This window comes from Opitutus sp. ER46 (genome assembly GCF_003054705.1).
Taxonomy (GTDB): Bacteria; Verrucomicrobiota; Verrucomicrobiia; order Opitutales; family Opitutaceae; genus ER46.
On the sequence record NZ_QAYX01000024.1, the window covers coordinates 332,889 to 347,614 of the forward strand.

13 protein-coding genes and 1 tRNA gene are annotated in these 14,726 nt (G+C 67.0%); 7 read left to right on the forward strand and 7 right to left on the reverse strand.

Annotated features, from left to right (window positions below):
* Positions 1-195 precede the first annotated feature (195 nt).
* From DB354_RS16800 to tal, 7 genes are all read right to left on the reverse strand, one after another.
* Positions 196-396 (reverse strand): hypothetical protein, encoded by a 201-nt coding sequence (locus tag DB354_RS16800; protein WP_146180298.1) that lies wholly within the window; start codon positions 394-396, stop codon positions 196-198.
* A gap of 128 nt (positions 397-524) precedes the next feature.
* Entirely contained in the window at positions 525-866 is a 342-nt protein-coding gene (locus DB354_RS16805) for a hypothetical protein (protein WP_107836798.1), read from the reverse strand.
* Between the two features lie 65 nt (positions 867-931).
* Positions 932-2,062, reverse strand: a complete 1,131-nt coding sequence (locus DB354_RS16810; protein ID WP_107836799.1) for a sodium ion-translocating decarboxylase subunit beta — start codon at positions 2,060-2,062, stop codon at positions 932-934.
* 26 nt (positions 2,063-2,088) lie between these two features.
* The gene (locus tag DB354_RS22550; protein ID WP_199226879.1) at positions 2,089-2,253 is read right to left on the reverse strand and encodes a hypothetical protein; all 165 of its coding nucleotides are present in this window, start codon (positions 2,251-2,253) and stop codon (positions 2,089-2,091) included.
* 177 nt (positions 2,254-2,430) lie between these two features.
* Complete coding sequence (locus DB354_RS16815) at positions 2,431-3,132, reverse strand: response regulator (RefSeq protein WP_107836800.1); 702 nt, start codon at positions 3,130-3,132, stop codon at positions 2,431-2,433.
* The gene (locus DB354_RS16820; RefSeq protein WP_107836801.1) at positions 3,129-4,661 is read right to left on the reverse strand and encodes an ATP-binding protein; all 1,533 of its coding nucleotides are present in this window, start codon (positions 4,659-4,661) and stop codon (positions 3,129-3,131) included. Before DB354_RS16820 ends, DB354_RS16815 begins: the two co-directional genes overlap by 4 nt.
* Before the next feature lie 239 nt (positions 4,662-4,900).
* Positions 4,901-6,028 carry a transaldolase gene (gene tal / locus DB354_RS16825; protein WP_107836802.1) on the reverse strand — a complete coding sequence of 376 codons (1,128 nt, stop codon included), beginning with the start codon at positions 6,026-6,028 and terminating at the stop codon, positions 4,901-4,903.
* Positions 6,029-6,252: 224 nt separating this feature from the next.
* Between tal and DB354_RS16830 the strand changes: the two genes are divergently transcribed.
* The 7 genes from DB354_RS16830 to DB354_RS22555 all read left to right on the forward strand — a co-directional run bounded on the left by DB354_RS16830 (position 6,253) and on the right by DB354_RS22555 (position 14,717).
* A tRNA-Gly gene (locus DB354_RS16830) sits at positions 6,253-6,326 on the forward strand.
* Between the two features lie 214 nt (positions 6,327-6,540).
* Positions 6,541-6,786 carry a GIY-YIG nuclease family protein gene (locus DB354_RS23020; protein ID WP_107836803.1) on the forward strand — a complete coding sequence of 82 codons (246 nt, stop codon included), beginning with the start codon at positions 6,541-6,543 and terminating at the stop codon, positions 6,784-6,786.
* 36 nt (positions 6,787-6,822) lie between these two features.
* Positions 6,823-7,341 carry a hypothetical protein gene (locus tag DB354_RS16840; protein ID WP_146180299.1) on the forward strand — a complete coding sequence of 173 codons (519 nt, stop codon included), beginning with the start codon at positions 6,823-6,825 and terminating at the stop codon, positions 7,339-7,341.
* A gap of 248 nt (positions 7,342-7,589) precedes the next feature.
* Positions 7,590-8,408: a transporter substrate-binding domain-containing protein gene (locus tag DB354_RS16845; protein ID WP_107836805.1), complete on the forward strand. Its 819-nt coding sequence runs from the start codon at positions 7,590-7,592 to the stop codon at positions 8,406-8,408.
* 124 nt (positions 8,409-8,532) lie between these two features.
* Complete coding sequence (locus tag DB354_RS16850; RefSeq protein WP_158277582.1) at positions 8,533-11,181, forward strand: PAS domain-containing sensor histidine kinase; 2,649 nt, start codon at positions 8,533-8,535, stop codon at positions 11,179-11,181.
* Positions 11,182-11,286: 105 nt separating this feature from the next.
* The gene (locus DB354_RS16855; RefSeq protein WP_107837086.1) at positions 11,287-12,051 is read left to right on the forward strand and encodes a sigma-70 family RNA polymerase sigma factor; all 765 of its coding nucleotides are present in this window, start codon (positions 11,287-11,289) and stop codon (positions 12,049-12,051) included.
* Positions 12,052-12,098: 47 nt separating this feature from the next.
* Positions 12,099-14,717, forward strand: coding sequence for a serine/threonine-protein kinase (locus DB354_RS22555; protein WP_107836807.1), 2,619 nt, complete (start codon positions 12,099-12,101; stop codon positions 14,715-14,717).
* Positions 14,718-14,726 lie beyond the last annotated feature (9 nt).

The following is a 14,726-nucleotide window of genomic DNA, read 5'->3' on the forward strand; positions in this document are numbered from 1 at the left end:
GAAAGGCTGAAGCCTGAGGCCGGAGGTCGGAAGCCGGAGGCCATGGTGCCGGTACGTTGTGCCGACCTGTCCACCGTAGCCGTGCCGAAGGGGAAGCGCAGCGAAGTCGGAGGGCCGGAGGCCGGAGTTCGATGCTGTCGCGATCGGGTTGGCTTCAGGCCTCCGGCTTCAGGCTTCTGGCTTCCGGCCTCCGATCTACCGTCGGCTGCGGTCGATCAGGGCGCCGACGGTCATGCCGGCGACGCCGAGGAAGATGGCCCAGACGAGCCAGTGGCCGACGAATAGGCCGATGCCGAGGCCGACCACTATGCCGGCGAGGGTGCCCCAGCCGATCATGGCGTGTTCTTCGTGCGAGGGCTGTTGGTTGGAGGATGGTTTCTTGCTGGAGGAATTCATGAGAGAGGTGGCGGCATTTTGCCGCCGGAGGAGGTTGTAATGGTGGCGCCAGCCGCGTCGGGCGGGGGTCAAGGCCCGCTCACGAACGTCGGTTCAAGCGCGTTGATCAGCGACCCAACCGGTCTCTCTCAAAGTCGTAGCTCCACCACGCCAACAAGGTTCGGGCGGGGGAAAGAGTGGCGGGCATGCTGCGGCGGTTGCTGCCGAATCCAAGCCGCGGCACGGCGCCGCGCGGGCGCGTCTGCCCGGCAGAGAAGCAGTGGAACGTGCGGGCGGGACTTGGCGGCGGTGAGCGGCTTGGCCGTATCACCGGCAACGACGAGCAGAAACTCCGGGGCCTTTTCGCGTCCGAAACGCGGATGCGCGGCTTGGCCGGCGGCGGCCTCCGCAAACCGGCCGCCAGTCGCCCAGACCACCGCCGTCGCGAGGACGGCGAGGAGCAGATGGGCGAGCGGACGGGGGAGTTGCACCTGGCGAGATCGTCGGCTGCGCCCGGCGGTGTCAAACCGGCAGGCGCAGGATTCTGGCGGCGGGTTTACCGCACCCCGAGGAGGGCCAGCAGGATGCCGCCGGAGATGGCGGTGCCAAAGACGCCGGCGAGGTTCGGGCCCATCGCGTGGTAGATGAGGTAATTCCGCGGGTTGGCCTCATGGGCGACCTTGTGTGACACGCGGGCGGCGATCGGCACGGAGGCAATGCCGGCGGAGCCGACGAGCGGGTTGATCTTCTGTTTGAGGAACAGATTCATGAACTTCGCCGTGACGACACCGGAGCCGGTGCCGAAGACGAAGGCGATCAGGCCAAGGCCGACGATGGCGAGCGTCTTGCTGGTGAGGAACGTGTCCGCGGTCATCGTCGAGCCGATCGCCATCGTAAGGATCAACGTGATGATGTTGAGGATCGTGCCGCCGGCGGTGTCGGCCAGACGTCCGACGAGGAGAACTTCGCGCAGGAGGTTGCCGAGCATGAGCATGGTCACGAGCGGAGCGACGGGCGGGAAGAAGAGGTTCACCACGAGGGCGATGACGATCGGGAAGAGAATCTTCTCCAACCGGGTCACATCGCGGAGCTTGGGCATGCCCATTTCGCGTTCAGCCTTGGTCGTGAGCAGGCGCATCACGGGCGGCTGGATGAGCGGCATCAGCGCCATGTACGAGTAGGCGGCGACAGACACCTGGGGGAGCAGGTGAGGCGCCAGTTTCATCGTGACGAAGATCGCCATCGGTCCGTCGGCGCCGCCGATGATTCCGATCGCGCCGGCCTCCGCCAGGCTGAAGCCGATGAGCTTGGCGAGGATCAGGGCCACGAAGATGCCGAGGTGGGCACCCGCGCCGAGGAGCACGAGCTTCGGGTTGGCAATCATCGGGCCGAAGTCGGTCAGCGCGCCGACGCCCAGGAAGATGAGCGGCGGCACGATCAGCAAAGCGACACCGCGGTAGGCGTAGTGGAACAGGCCACCCGGAAGGATGAGGTCGGAGCCCGGCACGTTGACGACGATGCAGGCAAACCCGATGCCGATCAGGAGGAACGGCTCGTACTTCTTTACGACCGCCAGGAACACCATGGTGGCGCCCACGGCGATCATCACGAAGTTGCCCCACCAGAAATGGGCCAGACCGGTCTGGGCGACCAGGGAGTGAAGGACGCTCTGAATCTGCTCGATCATGGAGACGGCGATAGGGGCGCGATGGCTCAGTGGCCGCTGCGCAGTTTGGTCTCGTCGAGTTTCCAGCGCTTGTTGACCAGCGGCAGAAGCGCCAGCGCGACGCCAATGCCGGAAATGATCACAAAGCTCAGCGCGAAATCGATCAGGCTGATGATGACGGCGCCCGTGACAGTATCAGGAATGTTGGCCATGACTGGGCCATCATGCCTCACGAGCCGAAAACGTGCTCCGCGAGTTTTGCTGTTTACGCCGCGTTTATATCATGCGGAATTCGCTGGTCTCGAATTTCGCATATAAATCTTAAGTAATTGGTGAAGAATAACTATCTGATAGGGAAGTTGTAAACGAAAGCGTAAATAGCGAGTGGGCTAGGCGGGGTCGCTGACGAGGCGGTAGCCTATGGTGGACTCGGTCTGGAGGTGCTTGGGCGAGTTGGGCTCGTCCTCGATCTTGCGGCGCAGGCGCATCATGAAGACCCGCAGGTAATGCGTCTGGCCCTGACCGTCGGGGCCCCAGACATCCTCGAGAATCTGGGAGTGGGTGAGAACCTTGTCCCGGTTGGTGATCAGCAGCCGGAGGAGGGCGTATTCCTTGGCCGTGAGCTTCACCATGGCGCCGGACTTGGTCACGCGGCGCTGCACGAGGTCGACCTCGACGTTGCCGAAGCGGATAACGGTGTTGGTCTCGGTCGGCTTCACGCGGCGAAGCAGAGCGCGCAGCCGGGCGAGTAACTCCCCGCCGCTGAAGGGTTTGGTGAGGTAGTCGTCAGCCCCGGCGTCGAGCGCGCCGACCTTGCTGCCTTCCTCGCCGAACACGGAGAGCACGAGCACGGGAATGGCGCTCCATTCACGCAGGCGCTTCAACACCTCCTGGCCGGAAATGTCGGGCAGGCCGAGATCGAGGATGATCGCGTCGGGCGCGCGGTGGGCGATGGCGACCAGACCCTTTTGGCCGCAATCCTCCTCGCGGACGGAGTAACCGGCGTCCTCCAAGGTGAAGCGCAGCAGACGACGGATCTGCACCTCGTCATCAATCACCAGGATATCGAGCTTCGCGGGTGTCTGGGTCATTCTTGCGGAACCGTTTCGTGGACCTGATGCGGCAGGTAAAGCGTGAATGTTGCGCCACCGCCGGGAGTGTCAGCAAGTTGCACATCCCCGCCTTGGGCGAGCATGAAACCGCGCACGATGGAGAGCCCGAGTCCGAGGCCGGTGGCGGTGGCGTGCGCGCCGCGCTGGAACTTCTGGAAGACGGCAGCACGTTCTTCGGCGGGGATGCCGGGCCCGTGGTCGGCGACGGTGATGAAGACGCGTTTCCCCGAAGGATCGACGCCGGCCGACAGGTCGATGCCGGTGTCGGGCGGGGTGTGGTGGGCGGCGTTGAGGAGGAGGTTGGCGAGCACGTGCTCCATGAGCGCGGCGTCGGCCATGAACAGCGGCATGTCGTCGGGAATCTCGATCTTGAGCGGCCGGCCGGAGAGGGCGTCGCCGAGCATGCGCCGGCCGGCGGTGATGAAGTCGCGGGCGTCGCACCAGTCCAGGCGCGGGGAGAGGCGGCCGGCTTCGAGGCGAGTCTGGCTGAGGAGGTTGTTGACGAGGCGGTCGAGGCGCCGGGTGGCGGTGAGGATCTCACCCGCGAGTTCCTCCCGGCGCCGGCCGGTCTCGCGCGAGATGCGTTCGGCGGCGCCACGCAGGACGGCGATCGGGGTTTTGAGCTCGTGGGAGACGCTGTCGAGGAGCGTGCGGTGGAGGCGTTCGGACTCGGCGAGCAGTTTCTCGCGCTCCCGGGCGGCGTGCAGTTGTTCGCGCTCGATGAGGGCGGCAATCTGCGTGGCGAAGTTCTCCAGCAGTTCACGCTGTTCTCGCGTGAGCGCGGGGTGGGCGTTGGGCCGGCTGATGGACATCACGCCGAGAACCACCCCGCCGCGCTGCAGCGGCATGTGCCAGGTGAGGGCGGGCTCGGGCGGGCGGCCGTAGTGCTGGATCGCGGTGGCGGTCTTCCGGGCCTGATGCGCGAGGGCCAGATTCGTGGGGTCGAGGAGCAGCGAACTTTCCGGGCGCAGGTCGAGCCACCCTTCGGGGTCCACGAGCAGCAGCGCGGTGCGGCCGCGAAAGAGCTCGTCGGCCTGCTCGCGGGCGAGTTGCAGACCTTCGCCGAGCGTCCGCGCGCTGCTCAACGCCCGGGTGAGGTGGAACAGCGTGGTGGCGCGCTGTTCGCGCAGACGTTCGTGCAACTCCTGGCGGCGAATGCGGGCGGTCAGCTGGCCGGCGATGATGGCCACGACGAAATACGTGCCAAGAAACACGCCCTCCTTCAGGTCGACGCGGGAGAAGGACATCCGCGGCGGCATGACCGCGTAATTCCACGCCACGACGCTCAGCACCGCGGCGAACAGGATGGGCCATGGACCGACGCGAAGGCACAGCGCGATCACGCCGAGAAGGTACACATCGCCCCAGACGCGCGCGTCGACCGGGATCAACCAGGCGGCGATCGTGATTACGGCAATGACGGCTGTGACCTCCAGGTACTCGCGCAACGCCGCCCACGCCGGGTGGGCGATGGGAAGCGAGGAAGGCTGGGGCGACGCGGCCGGCATGTCGCCCGACGATGGCGCCGGAAGCCAGAGGTCGGAAGCCAGAAGTCGGCAGGTCGGAAGCCAGAAGCCGGAAGCCAGAAGCCGGAAGGCAGAGGCAAAGCCGGACGACGGAAGCCGGCTTACCGGTGCCAGACGTCGGACGTCAGATGTCGGCAGGATGTTTGAACCCCCCATCTGTTCTGGCTGCTTCTGGGTTCAGGCTTCTGGCCTCTGGCTTCCGACTTCGGCCCCAGGGCGGGTCAGTGCACGGCGGCGGCCACATCCACTTTTTGCTGGAGGGAGGCGAACAGCTGATCGAAGGGTTCGGTGAATTTTGTGAGTCCCTCCTCCTCGAGCTCGCGGGCGGTTGCCTCGAGATCGATGCCGCACTCGCCGAGCTCCCTCAGCGTGGCGCGCACTTCGTCGAGGTTCTTCTCCAGCCGGGGCGTGGGGTCGCCGTGGTCGCGAAACCCCTCGAGGGTTTTGAGCGGCATCGTGTTGATGGTGTCGGGCCCGATCAGGGCTTCCACGTAGCGGACGTCGCGCTCCTTGGGGCGTTTTGCGCTGGTGCTGGCCCAGAGCAGCCGCTGCGGCCGGGCGCCTTGCACGGCGAGTTTGTGGAAACGTTCACGGCCGAAGAGCTCCCGGTAGATCTGATACGCTTGCTTGGCGCAGGCGATGGCAGCCTGGCCCTGTAGCGCGGCGACGCGGGCCGCTGCCTCGGCGCTCTCGCGGCCGAGTTCCGCGAGCCGAGGGTCCACCTTGAGGTCGATCCGGCTCAGGAAGAACGACGCCACGGAACTTACTCGATCCACCGGTTCGCCGGCGGCCGCCCGCTGTTGCAGACCGGCGAGATACTCTTCGGCGACGGCGCGGTAGCGGGTGAGGCTGAAGAGCAGGGTCACATTGACGTTGATGCCGTCGGCAGTGAGCGCGCGGATGACGGGCAGGCCTTCGATTGTGCCTGGAATCTTGATGTAGAGGTTGGGCCGGTCGATCCGCGACCAGAGATCGCGCGCCTGGCGGAGGCTCCCCTCGGTGTCGCGGGCGAGGTGCGGCGACACCTCGAGGCTGACGTAGCCGTCGCGACCCTGCGTCTGCTCGTACACGTCGCGGAGCTCGTCGGCCACCCGCTGGATGTCCTCGGTGACGATTTCGAGGTACGCTTCCTCCGCCGGGAGGCCGCGCTTCGCGGCGTGCTCGATGGCGGACTGGTATTCGGCGCCCTGGCTGATGGCCTCGGCGAAGATGGCGGGGTTCGAGGTGACGCCGGTGAGGGCGTCCTCGTTGATGAGCTTTCGGAGCGAGCCGTTTTCGACGAACTGGCGGCGGGTGAAGTCGAGCCAGACGGATTGGCCGTGCGAGGCGAGGGTTTGGAGAGGATTCATGGTGTGGAAGCCGCGCGGTGGCGGCCGGCGATGGACGCGCTCGGCGCAGGACTCGCGGTGGCTGCAAGGCTACTCCGAGACGAGGTGCGGTTGCCATGGGGCGAACGCGGAAGTGAGGGGCGGGAGCCGCCCCAGCATGGATCGTCGTGTGGCGGAGAAGCCTCTGGCCAAGGCGGGGCTTGACGCTCTGGGAAACCGGGCGAAGCTCCTGCCCCACGCCAGAAGCGGGCGTAGTTTAGTGGTAAAACTCCTGCCTTCCAAGCAGGCCTCGTCGGTTCGATTCCGTCCGCCCGCACCAGCCTTCGCTCATCCGCAAGCGGATGAATCTACGGCTGGCAGGCCGGATCTACGGATCTACACCTGCGTCCGACCACTAGGCGAAGGCTGCCCGCCGGAGGCTCTGCGGAGGTGGGCCAAGCGCTCGAGAACCGCACCGGATATTTTCACCAGCAGCATTCCGCGAGGCTGCGGCGACAAGACGACAGGCAGATGCCAACTCCTCCAGCCCAGCCATGCACTACGTGTACATTCTCGAGTCGGTGAATGAGCCGACGGAAAAATACGTCGGTCGGGCAGATGATCTCCGCGTTAGGCTTGCGGACCACAACGGTGGGAGATCGCCGCACACCGCTAAGCACCGCCCTTGGAATCTGGTGTGCTATCACGCATTCGCCGATGAACGCTGCGCGGCAGGGTTCGAGCGCTACCTGAAAACAGGCTCCGGTCGCGAGTTTCGTCGGCGCCACTTCGGCGCTTGAACCCGGTGCCTCAGCCGCGTGTTTCTCCCGTTCCCCATGATTGCGAAGGTGACACTGGGTCTTCTGCTTCTCGGTACTATGGCGCTGGCCGCCTATGCTTGCCGATGGCTCTGGCTGAAGTCGCCCTATGGTCGCATGGCCTGCGTCGTCGGGATTGCCGTCGTCGGTTACCAGGCATGGAACGCGGTCTTTCCGCCATCGTCGTTCTACCGCGATGAGTTCGCGCTTCGCACCGGGATTGCGGCGCCTCCGTCGGCCAGGTTCGTCTTCAAGCACGCGAGCTTTCCAGACCTGCATGGAGATTACGCTGCCGAATGCCTGTTTCGTGTTTCCAAAGCGGATTATGCCTGGCTGGCCCGCGCCGCGGCGATCCCTGCCGATGGGGAGAAGCGGAGCGAGTATGGCCTGTACCGGAGTCAGGCGGAGGCTGCGTACGGGGGCGTGTTGCGGGCGGTGGTGCGTGGACAAATTCGCGCGCGGGCAGGGGACCAACACGGAGGATGGGCGCTGCTCGATGACGGCAAGACGGTGCATTTCTGGTTCGTGCAGACGTGAGCGCGCGGGTGAGCGCAATATTACGTAGGCGAACGGGGGGCGGGGATGGTGATGTCATAAGCCGCTATCGAAATGGAAGTTGCAATTAAAGCATCCACTTCGGCGGTGTTCGCTGAAGAGCCGCTGCCGTGATTCCGCCACTTGGCAGAAATCGCGGGCCCAGCTATGGTAGCTCGGTCGCCGCGACGTAGTTACAAATCCTCTACGCCTGTCCTTTCCACTTCGGCCGACTCAACTTTCCCCACTCCATGTTCAGCCAGGCCATGTTTCTGGTGCGCACGTCTGCCGCCCGCTCGGCGCGCCTGGCGGGCGGCGGGGCGTGGCGGGCGTCGGCGCTGGCGGTGCTCGTGGCGGGTTCGGTTGCGACCGCTGCGCCGCCGCCGGCAACCCTCCGGCTGGGATGTGAGTCCTGGCCGCCCTACGAGTATCATGACGGCACCCGGGCGCGTGGCTTCTCCGTCGAGGTGGTGCAGCGGGTGCTCGGGCAAATGGGCGCGACAAGCGGGCAGATCCAAATTCTCCCGTGGGCGCGGGCGCAGGAGATGGCCTACCGGGGCGAACTCGACGCAGTGTTCAGCACCAGTTTCAGCGAGCAGCGCAGCGAATTCTGCCATTTCCCGGCGGAGTCGCTGATCGAATCGCGCTGGGTCCTCTTCATCCGCCAAGCCGACCTCGGGCGCCTTCGCTTTGAGCGCTTCGAAGACCTCAAGGGCCACCGGGTGGGTGTCGTGCGTGGCTACTCCTATACCCCCGAGTTTTGGGCCTTTCTCTCGGCCAATCTCGGCTTCGAGGAGACGCCGTCGGACCTGCAGAACTTCCGCAAGCTCGGGGCTGAGCGCATCGATTACGTCGCCTGCGAACTCAACGTGGGGCGCCATCTCGTGCGCACACTTGGCCTCGAGGGGAAGATCGTGCCGCTCGTCGACCACCCCCTCAAGGCCGGCGGGCTGTATGTAATGTTCAGCAAGAAGACGGTGCCCCGGGAGTTCGTGGACCGGTTCTCGACGGCGCTGAAGGCGTTCAAACAGACTCCCGACTACGCTGAGATGCAGCGACGCGACCTATGACGACCTGTGCCTTGGCGAATGCAGGGCATGCCACGTGCGGTCGGCACGGATGCTGCCATGCCGAGCCGCGCAGCCGCGCGGGTGCCATCTCATTTCGGGCGCGCGGCCCCGCGCTCTGCTGATCATGAAGCCCCGCCTGCGCATCTCCCTCTCCTGGTTGCTGGTGTCCGCGGTCGCGCTGGCGTCCATACTCATGACCGGCCTCTTTGGCTGGCTGGGCTATTCGGTGGCGTCGCGCTGGATGCGCGAGGAGACGGCCGCGCGCCTGGATTTGTTGGTCAATGAGCTTGAGTGGAACGTGGAGATTCCGCTCTGGAATTTCGACGACGAGCAGTTCGCGCGCGTCATCGAGACGGCGCTGCAGGGGAACGATATTCGCGCCGTGGTTTTCCAGGAACCCAACGGGATGGCCGAGACGTTTATCCGGCGCCTTGGCGGTGGCATGCTGCGCCAGCCTGGCATTGTCGCCCCGCCGGAATTTGCCTCGATCGAGAAGGTGGTGGAGGTCCGCCACGAGGGCCGGTTCCTCGGCAAGCTGCGGGTGTGGGTCTCGGATGAGACGCTGGCCGGTCAGCTTCGGCGGCTCCGGGTGACGACCATTGCGGCCGTCGGCCTGATCTGCGTCAGCCTGGTCGTCCTGCTGTATTGGATGATCTGGAAGTGGGTTCTGCGGCCCATCCAGTACCTCGAACACTACTCGCGGGTCGCGAGCGAAGGATGCGCGAGACCGGCCCTGCCGGCGCGGGAGAGTTTCGTCACTGAGATTGGCAGTCTCGGGGACTCGATCACCCGCACACTGGACCTGCTCGATGCGAGATTCGCGGAGGTCCAGGTGTCGGAAGCCAAGTATCGCCTGCTCGCGGAGCACGTCGGCGACCTGATCTGGACGGTGGATCGCGCCGGGGTGCTGGCCTACATCAGCCCGTCGTGTCGGGCACTGCTCGACTTCGCGCCTGAGGAGCTGCGGGGGCGCACGTTCGCGTCGTTGCTGACGCCTGCCTCGGCGACGATTTTCGAGCGCATGCTGGAGGAGGCGTGGTCGATGGCGCGCGTGCGGGGGGGCGTGGCCAAAGGAGAGTATGAGATGGTCTCGCGGGCGGGAACGACGGTCTGGACGGAGGTTGTGCTGGAAGGACTGAACGGCGGAGGGACGGAGCAGCGCCAGTTGGTGGGCGCGTCGCGTGACATCACCGAACGGAAGCGCTACGAGACGGAGCTGCGCGCGGCGGAGGAGAAATACCGCGGGATCTTTGAACACTCGCCGCTCGGCCTGGTGCAGTGCACGCGCGAAGGCCGGCTGCTCGCCATCAATCCCGCGGGAGCGCGCATCCTCGGCTACGAGTCGTCGGAGGAGCCGGTTGCGGGCGCGCCGTCACTGCTCGATCTGGTCAACCTGTCCGCGGACGACCGGCAGCGGCTGGAGGCGCAATTGGAGAGCGCAGGCTACGTCGAGAATTTCGAATGCGAGATCCGCCGGCGGGATGGCACGCTGCGGTGGATCTCAGTCGCGGTGAGTTCGCTGGCGGTCGACGGCGAGGCGCCCGGGTCGTACCAGGCGAGCATTGAGGATATCACCCGCCGCAAGAACGCGGAGGACACCCAGGCCAAGATGGAGCAGCAACTGCGGCGCACGCAAAAGCTCGAGGCCATCGGCACGCTCGCCGGCGGCATCGCCCATGATTTCAACAACATCCTCGGCATCATCCTCGGTTACGCCCATTTCGTGCGCGAACGCGTGGAGGACCGGCCGGAAGTCGTGGCGGATCTCGATTGCATGCAGAAGGCGACGGACCGCGGCCGGAACCTCGTGCGGCAGATCCTGACGTTCTGCCGCCGCACCGCACAGGAGCGGAAGCCCGGCGATGTTCGCATCGTCGTGAAGGAAGCGGTCGGCTTCCTGCGTTCCACCGTGCCGGCGAGCATCCAGATTGTGACCGAGCTGCCGGAGGGGCTGCCGCAGGTGGCGATGGATTCAACCCAGATCTACCAGGTCGTGCTCAACCTCTGCACCAACTCGGTGCACGCGATGCGCGGCGGGAGTGGCAAGCTGACGGTGACGCTGGAGGCGGTTTACCTGGACCAGGACGCGGTGCGCACCCTGCCGGGGCTCGTTCCGGGAAGCCACATCAAGCTCCGCGTCGCGGACACCGGCCATGGCATGGACGAGCAGACGCAGAAGCGGATCTTCGAGCCGTTCTTCACGACCAAGGCCCCGGGCGAGGGCACCGGGTTGGGGCTGTCGGTCGTCCACGGTATCGTGCGGGACCATCGCGGCGCGGTGTCCGTTTACAGCCGGCCGGGCGAGGGTACCGCTTTCAACGTCTTCCTGCCGACGGCGCGTGACGCGGCGGCGGAGGCGCCCGAGGCCGCGCCGGCGATTGCCCGCGGCCACGGCGAACGCATCCTGTATGTCGACGACGAGCCCCTCCTCGCCGATTACGTGCATCGGGGACTGACGCAACTGGGCTACCAGGTCGCGACGTGCACGCATGCACCGCAGGCGTTCGAGCAGGTGGTCGGCGCGGAGCAGACGTACGATTTGATCATCACGGACTACGCGATGCCCAAGCTCACGGGACTCGACCTGGCGCTGCGCTTGCGCGCCCATGGCATCGAGACGCCGATCGTGATGGTTAGCGGTTATTTTGGCGACCTGCAGCCTGACGCGCTCAAGGCAGCCGGTATCGCGGAGATGGTCTACAAGCCGGTCCCCCAGGCGCAGCTCGCGCAACTGGTCGAGCGCCATCTCCAGCGTCGGGTGGTGATCTCCTGATCGTCGGCGCCCGTTGTTGGGTGGCTCCCGTCGGTGGTCGCGCCGGATCTTGGCAACGCCGTGGGCGTGATCGTAGTGTGCGCGCCCGACGTCCTCCGGCCCCGCATGACCGCTTCCTCCTCCGCTGACGACAACCCCGCCGCGGTCCCACCGGACCGGGGGCGGTTCGCCGCGACGCAGTGGTCGATGGTCCTGCAGGCGGGGCGGGCGGACTCGGGTGACGCGCAGGAGGCGTTGGCCCGCCTGTGCGAGACGTATTGGTATCCGCTTTACGCGCACGTGCGTCGGCGGGGGTACGCGGCGGCCGATGCGCAGGACCTCACGCAGGAGTTTTTTCTGCGCCTGCTTGACCGGCGCCTGCTGGCGCAGGCGGATCCGCAGCGGGGGCGGTTTCGGTCATTCGTCCTCACCGCGCTCGACCATTTCCTGGCGGATGCTCGCGCCAAGGCCCAGGCGCAGAAACGCGGCGGCGGCGCGGCGGGGTTGTCGCTGGATTTCGATTTTGCCGAGAGGCGATTCGCGATCGAGCCGGTGGACGCGGCCGCGCCGGACAAGATATTCGACTGGCAATGGGCGCTGGCGCTGCTCGAGGCGGTGCTCCGGCAACTCGCGGCCGAGTATGCGGCGCAGGGCCAGGAGCGGGTGTATGCGCTGCTCAAGGATGCGCTGATCCGCGGTCGGGACGGCCTGTCGTACGCCGAAATCGGAGGAAAGCTGGGCCTGAGCGAAGGCGCAGTGAAGGTGGCCGCGCACCGGCTGCGCCGACGCTATCGGGAGTACCTGCGCGCCGAGATTGCGCGTACGGTGGCCGCGGAGGCGGACGTCGCGGATGAAATGCGTCACCTGATGCGCACCTTTTCTGGCGAATGACCGGTAACCTTTCGCCGCATTTTCCGTAGCACGGGGCAGGAACCACCATGGATACCTCATCCGTCTGCCCGCGTTGCGGCAAATCTCTCCCCGCTGGGGCCCCGCAGGGGCTCTGTCCCGCCTGCCTGCTGGCGGCCGGCTTCGCCGCCACGACCCAGGCGGTGCCCGGAGCGCCGGCCTCGGAGCCTGCCGCGGGCGGAGCAGGGTTCGAACCACCTCCGCCGGAGGCGTTGGCGCCGCATTTCCCGCAGCTGCAGATCGAGGTGTGCGTGGGCCAGGGCGGAATGGGCGCCGTGTATCGGGCGCGCCAGCCGGCGCTCGATCGCATCGTGGCGCTCAAGATCCTGCCGCCGCACCTGGCGGACGTGCCGGGCTTCACGGAGCGGTTTACGCGCGAGGCGCGGGCACTCGCGCGGCTGAGCCATCCGCACATCGTGGCGGTGCACGATTTCGGCCAGGCGGGCGGGTATCACTACCTGCTGATGGAGTACGTCGACGGCGTGAACCTGCGGCACCTGTTGAACGCGGGGCGGGTTTCGCCGCGGGAGGCGCTGGCGATCGTGCCCCCGGTGTGCGAGGCGCTCCAGTTTGCGCATGACCGCGGCATCGTGCACCGCGACATCAAGCCGGAGAACATCCTGATCGGGAAGGACGGCCAGGTGAAGATCGCCGACTTCGGGCTCGCGAAGATCGTGGGGGCGGAGCCGGGCGCACCGGCGCTCACGATGGCAGGCAACGTGATGGGCACGCCGCATTACATGGCGCCGGAACAGATCGAGCATCCGACCGAGGTCGATCACCGCGCCGACATCTATTCGCTCGGCGTGGTGCTCTACCAGATGCTCACGGGCGAACTGCCGCTGGGTCGCTTCGGGCCGCCCTCGCGCAAGGTGCAGATCGATGTGCGGCTCGATGAGATCGTGCTCCGCGCGCTCGAGAAGGAGCCGGAGCTGCGTTACCAGCAGGCCGCCGGGCTCCGGACCGACGTGGAAACCGTGGCCGCGGGTGCGGCCAGAGCGGGTGGGGGCGCGGCGGCCGCCGCGACCGCGTCAGGCGCGATCCCGCCCCCGCCGCGACCCGTAGCCGAGGAGGCGAGCAATGCCCGCGCCGAGGACGGGGTCCTGGTGGTGCCGGCGATCGGGCCGCGGCTGCCCCGACGCTGCGTGGTGACGAACGTGCCCGTGACGGAAAACGAACTGCGCCGCGAGCGGCTCGAGTGGCTGCATCCGGTGTTGTGGCTGTCGCTGCTCGCGACGCCGCTGGCCTTTGCGATCGTGTATTACCTGTTCCGGCGGTCGTTGACGATCGAGGTGCCTGTGAGCGCGCAAAGCCGGCGCCGCGATCATCGGCGCTTCTGGATCGCGCTCGGACTGCTGCTGGCCGGTCTCGTCGCACTGGGACTCGGGCTGACGTCGCTCGATGCCCCTCCCGGAGCGTTGGGGTGGCCGGAGTTGATCTTCATCGGCGCGCTGGTGTGTGCATTCGCGCTACCGATCGCGCTGGTGGCGGATCGGCGTCGGCGGCAGGTGCTGAGGATCACGCGCTGGGAGGACGGCGAAGTCTGGTTGGCGGGCGCGGACGCATCGTTCCTGGCCTCGCTGCCGGGGGCGGCGCCGGATGCGGCGGCACGAGCCGCGGCCCGGCGCCGGCGCGCCCGGCGCGCGTTGGAGATCGGACTGGTCCTGCTGGCCGCCGTCATCGTTGGGTGGAGTCTGTGGCGGAACCGCTCCAGCCGGGTGGTGGGCGAGCCGGCGCCGACGCTCGTTCGAACCACGCGCGCGCAAGCGGTTCGACCGCCGGAGCCGGCCAATGCGGCGCGGGGATTTGGGCCGGTGTTCGAACGCGTGGTGGGCGCGGTTGGCAAGGGGGAGACGCCGGAGCTGATTCGGTTCAGCACGGGCGAAGTGCGGTGGCAGCGCGACGTGCTCGGAGATCCGATTACGGTCCGGAGCACGCAGGAGACGATCGCGGTGTTTCGAGAACAGGAGATTGATGCCACGGGCACGCTCGATCCCGCGACGCGAGGCCTGGCCGGCTGGGAAATGTGCGCCCTGCCGACGACGGCGACGATGTGGGAGACGGCGGGGTCGGCGACGGTGGAAGCGGCGCTGGCCGGGTGTCAGCCGGGCAGCCCCGTGACCATGCAAGGGACCGGAGCGCTGCCGGCCACGTACGCCTTTATGACGCGCCACGGACAGGTGGGGCTGCTGCAGATTGTGGGGTTCTCTACCCGACCGGGGGGCGTCAGGATTCGCTACAAACTGGTGCAATCCACGGTGGCCGCCGGGAATGCCGCGAGGCCCGTGAGGGTGCCGGCGCCGCCGCCGCTGCCCGGCGAGGAGACGAACCCGGAGGTCATCGCGGCGGAGCTTCGCCAGGCTGAGCGTGCGGAGCGGGACCTGAAGGCGCGTCACGCCACTGGTGTCGTCGGCACCATGGAAATGCAGGATGCCACTTCCGCGGTGGAGCGTTGGCGGGCGCTGCAGGCGGGCGACCGGCTGCGATACCGCAAGCAGTTGTTGGCGGACGCCGAGCGGCGGCTGGCCTGGATCAAGAGCCGCCTGGACAGCGGTCTCGGCACGCGCGCGGAGTTCGATGCCGCCGAGACGGCGGTCGCGGTCGCCCAAGCGCGGGTCCGGGAACTGACGCCACCACTGCAGCCCTGAGGTCGCGCC

Bases quoted from the DNA above. Each gene is read 5' to 3' on its own strand.
- DB354_RS16800 (WP_146180298.1), bottom strand. From the start codon at position 396: ATGAATTCCTCCAGCAAGAAACCATCCTCCAACCAACAGCCCTCGCAC.
- DB354_RS16810 (WP_107836799.1), bottom strand. From the start codon at position 2,062: ATGATCGAGCAGATTCAGAGCGTCCTTCACTCCCTGGTCGCCCAGACC.
- DB354_RS22550 (WP_199226879.1), bottom strand. From the start codon at position 2,253: ATGGCCAACATTCCTGATACTGTCACGGGCGCCGTCATCATCAGCCTG.
- DB354_RS16815 (WP_107836800.1), bottom strand. From the start codon at position 3,132: ATGACCCAGACACCCGCGAAGCTCGATATCCTGGTGATTGATGACGAG.
- DB354_RS16820 (WP_107836801.1), bottom strand. From the start codon at position 4,661: ATGCCGGCCGCGTCGCCCCAGCCTTCCTCGCTTCCCATCGCCCACCCG.
- tal (WP_107836802.1), bottom strand. From the start codon at position 6,028: ATGAATCCTCTCCAAACCCTCGCCTCGCACGGCCAATCCGTCTGGCTC.
- DB354_RS23020 (WP_107836803.1), top strand. From the start codon at position 6,541: ATGCACTACGTGTACATTCTCGAGTCGGTGAATGAGCCGACGGAAAAA.
- DB354_RS16840 (WP_146180299.1), top strand. From the start codon at position 6,823: ATGATTGCGAAGGTGACACTGGGTCTTCTGCTTCTCGGTACTATGGCG.
- DB354_RS16845 (WP_107836805.1), top strand. From the start codon at position 7,590: ATGTTCAGCCAGGCCATGTTTCTGGTGCGCACGTCTGCCGCCCGCTCG.
- DB354_RS16850 (WP_158277582.1), top strand. From the start codon at position 8,533: ATGAAGCCCCGCCTGCGCATCTCCCTCTCCTGGTTGCTGGTGTCCGCG.
- DB354_RS16855 (WP_107837086.1), top strand. From the start codon at position 11,287: ATGACCGCTTCCTCCTCCGCTGACGACAACCCCGCCGCGGTCCCACCG.
- DB354_RS22555 (WP_107836807.1), top strand. From the start codon at position 12,099: ATGGATACCTCATCCGTCTGCCCGCGTTGCGGCAAATCTCTCCCCGCT.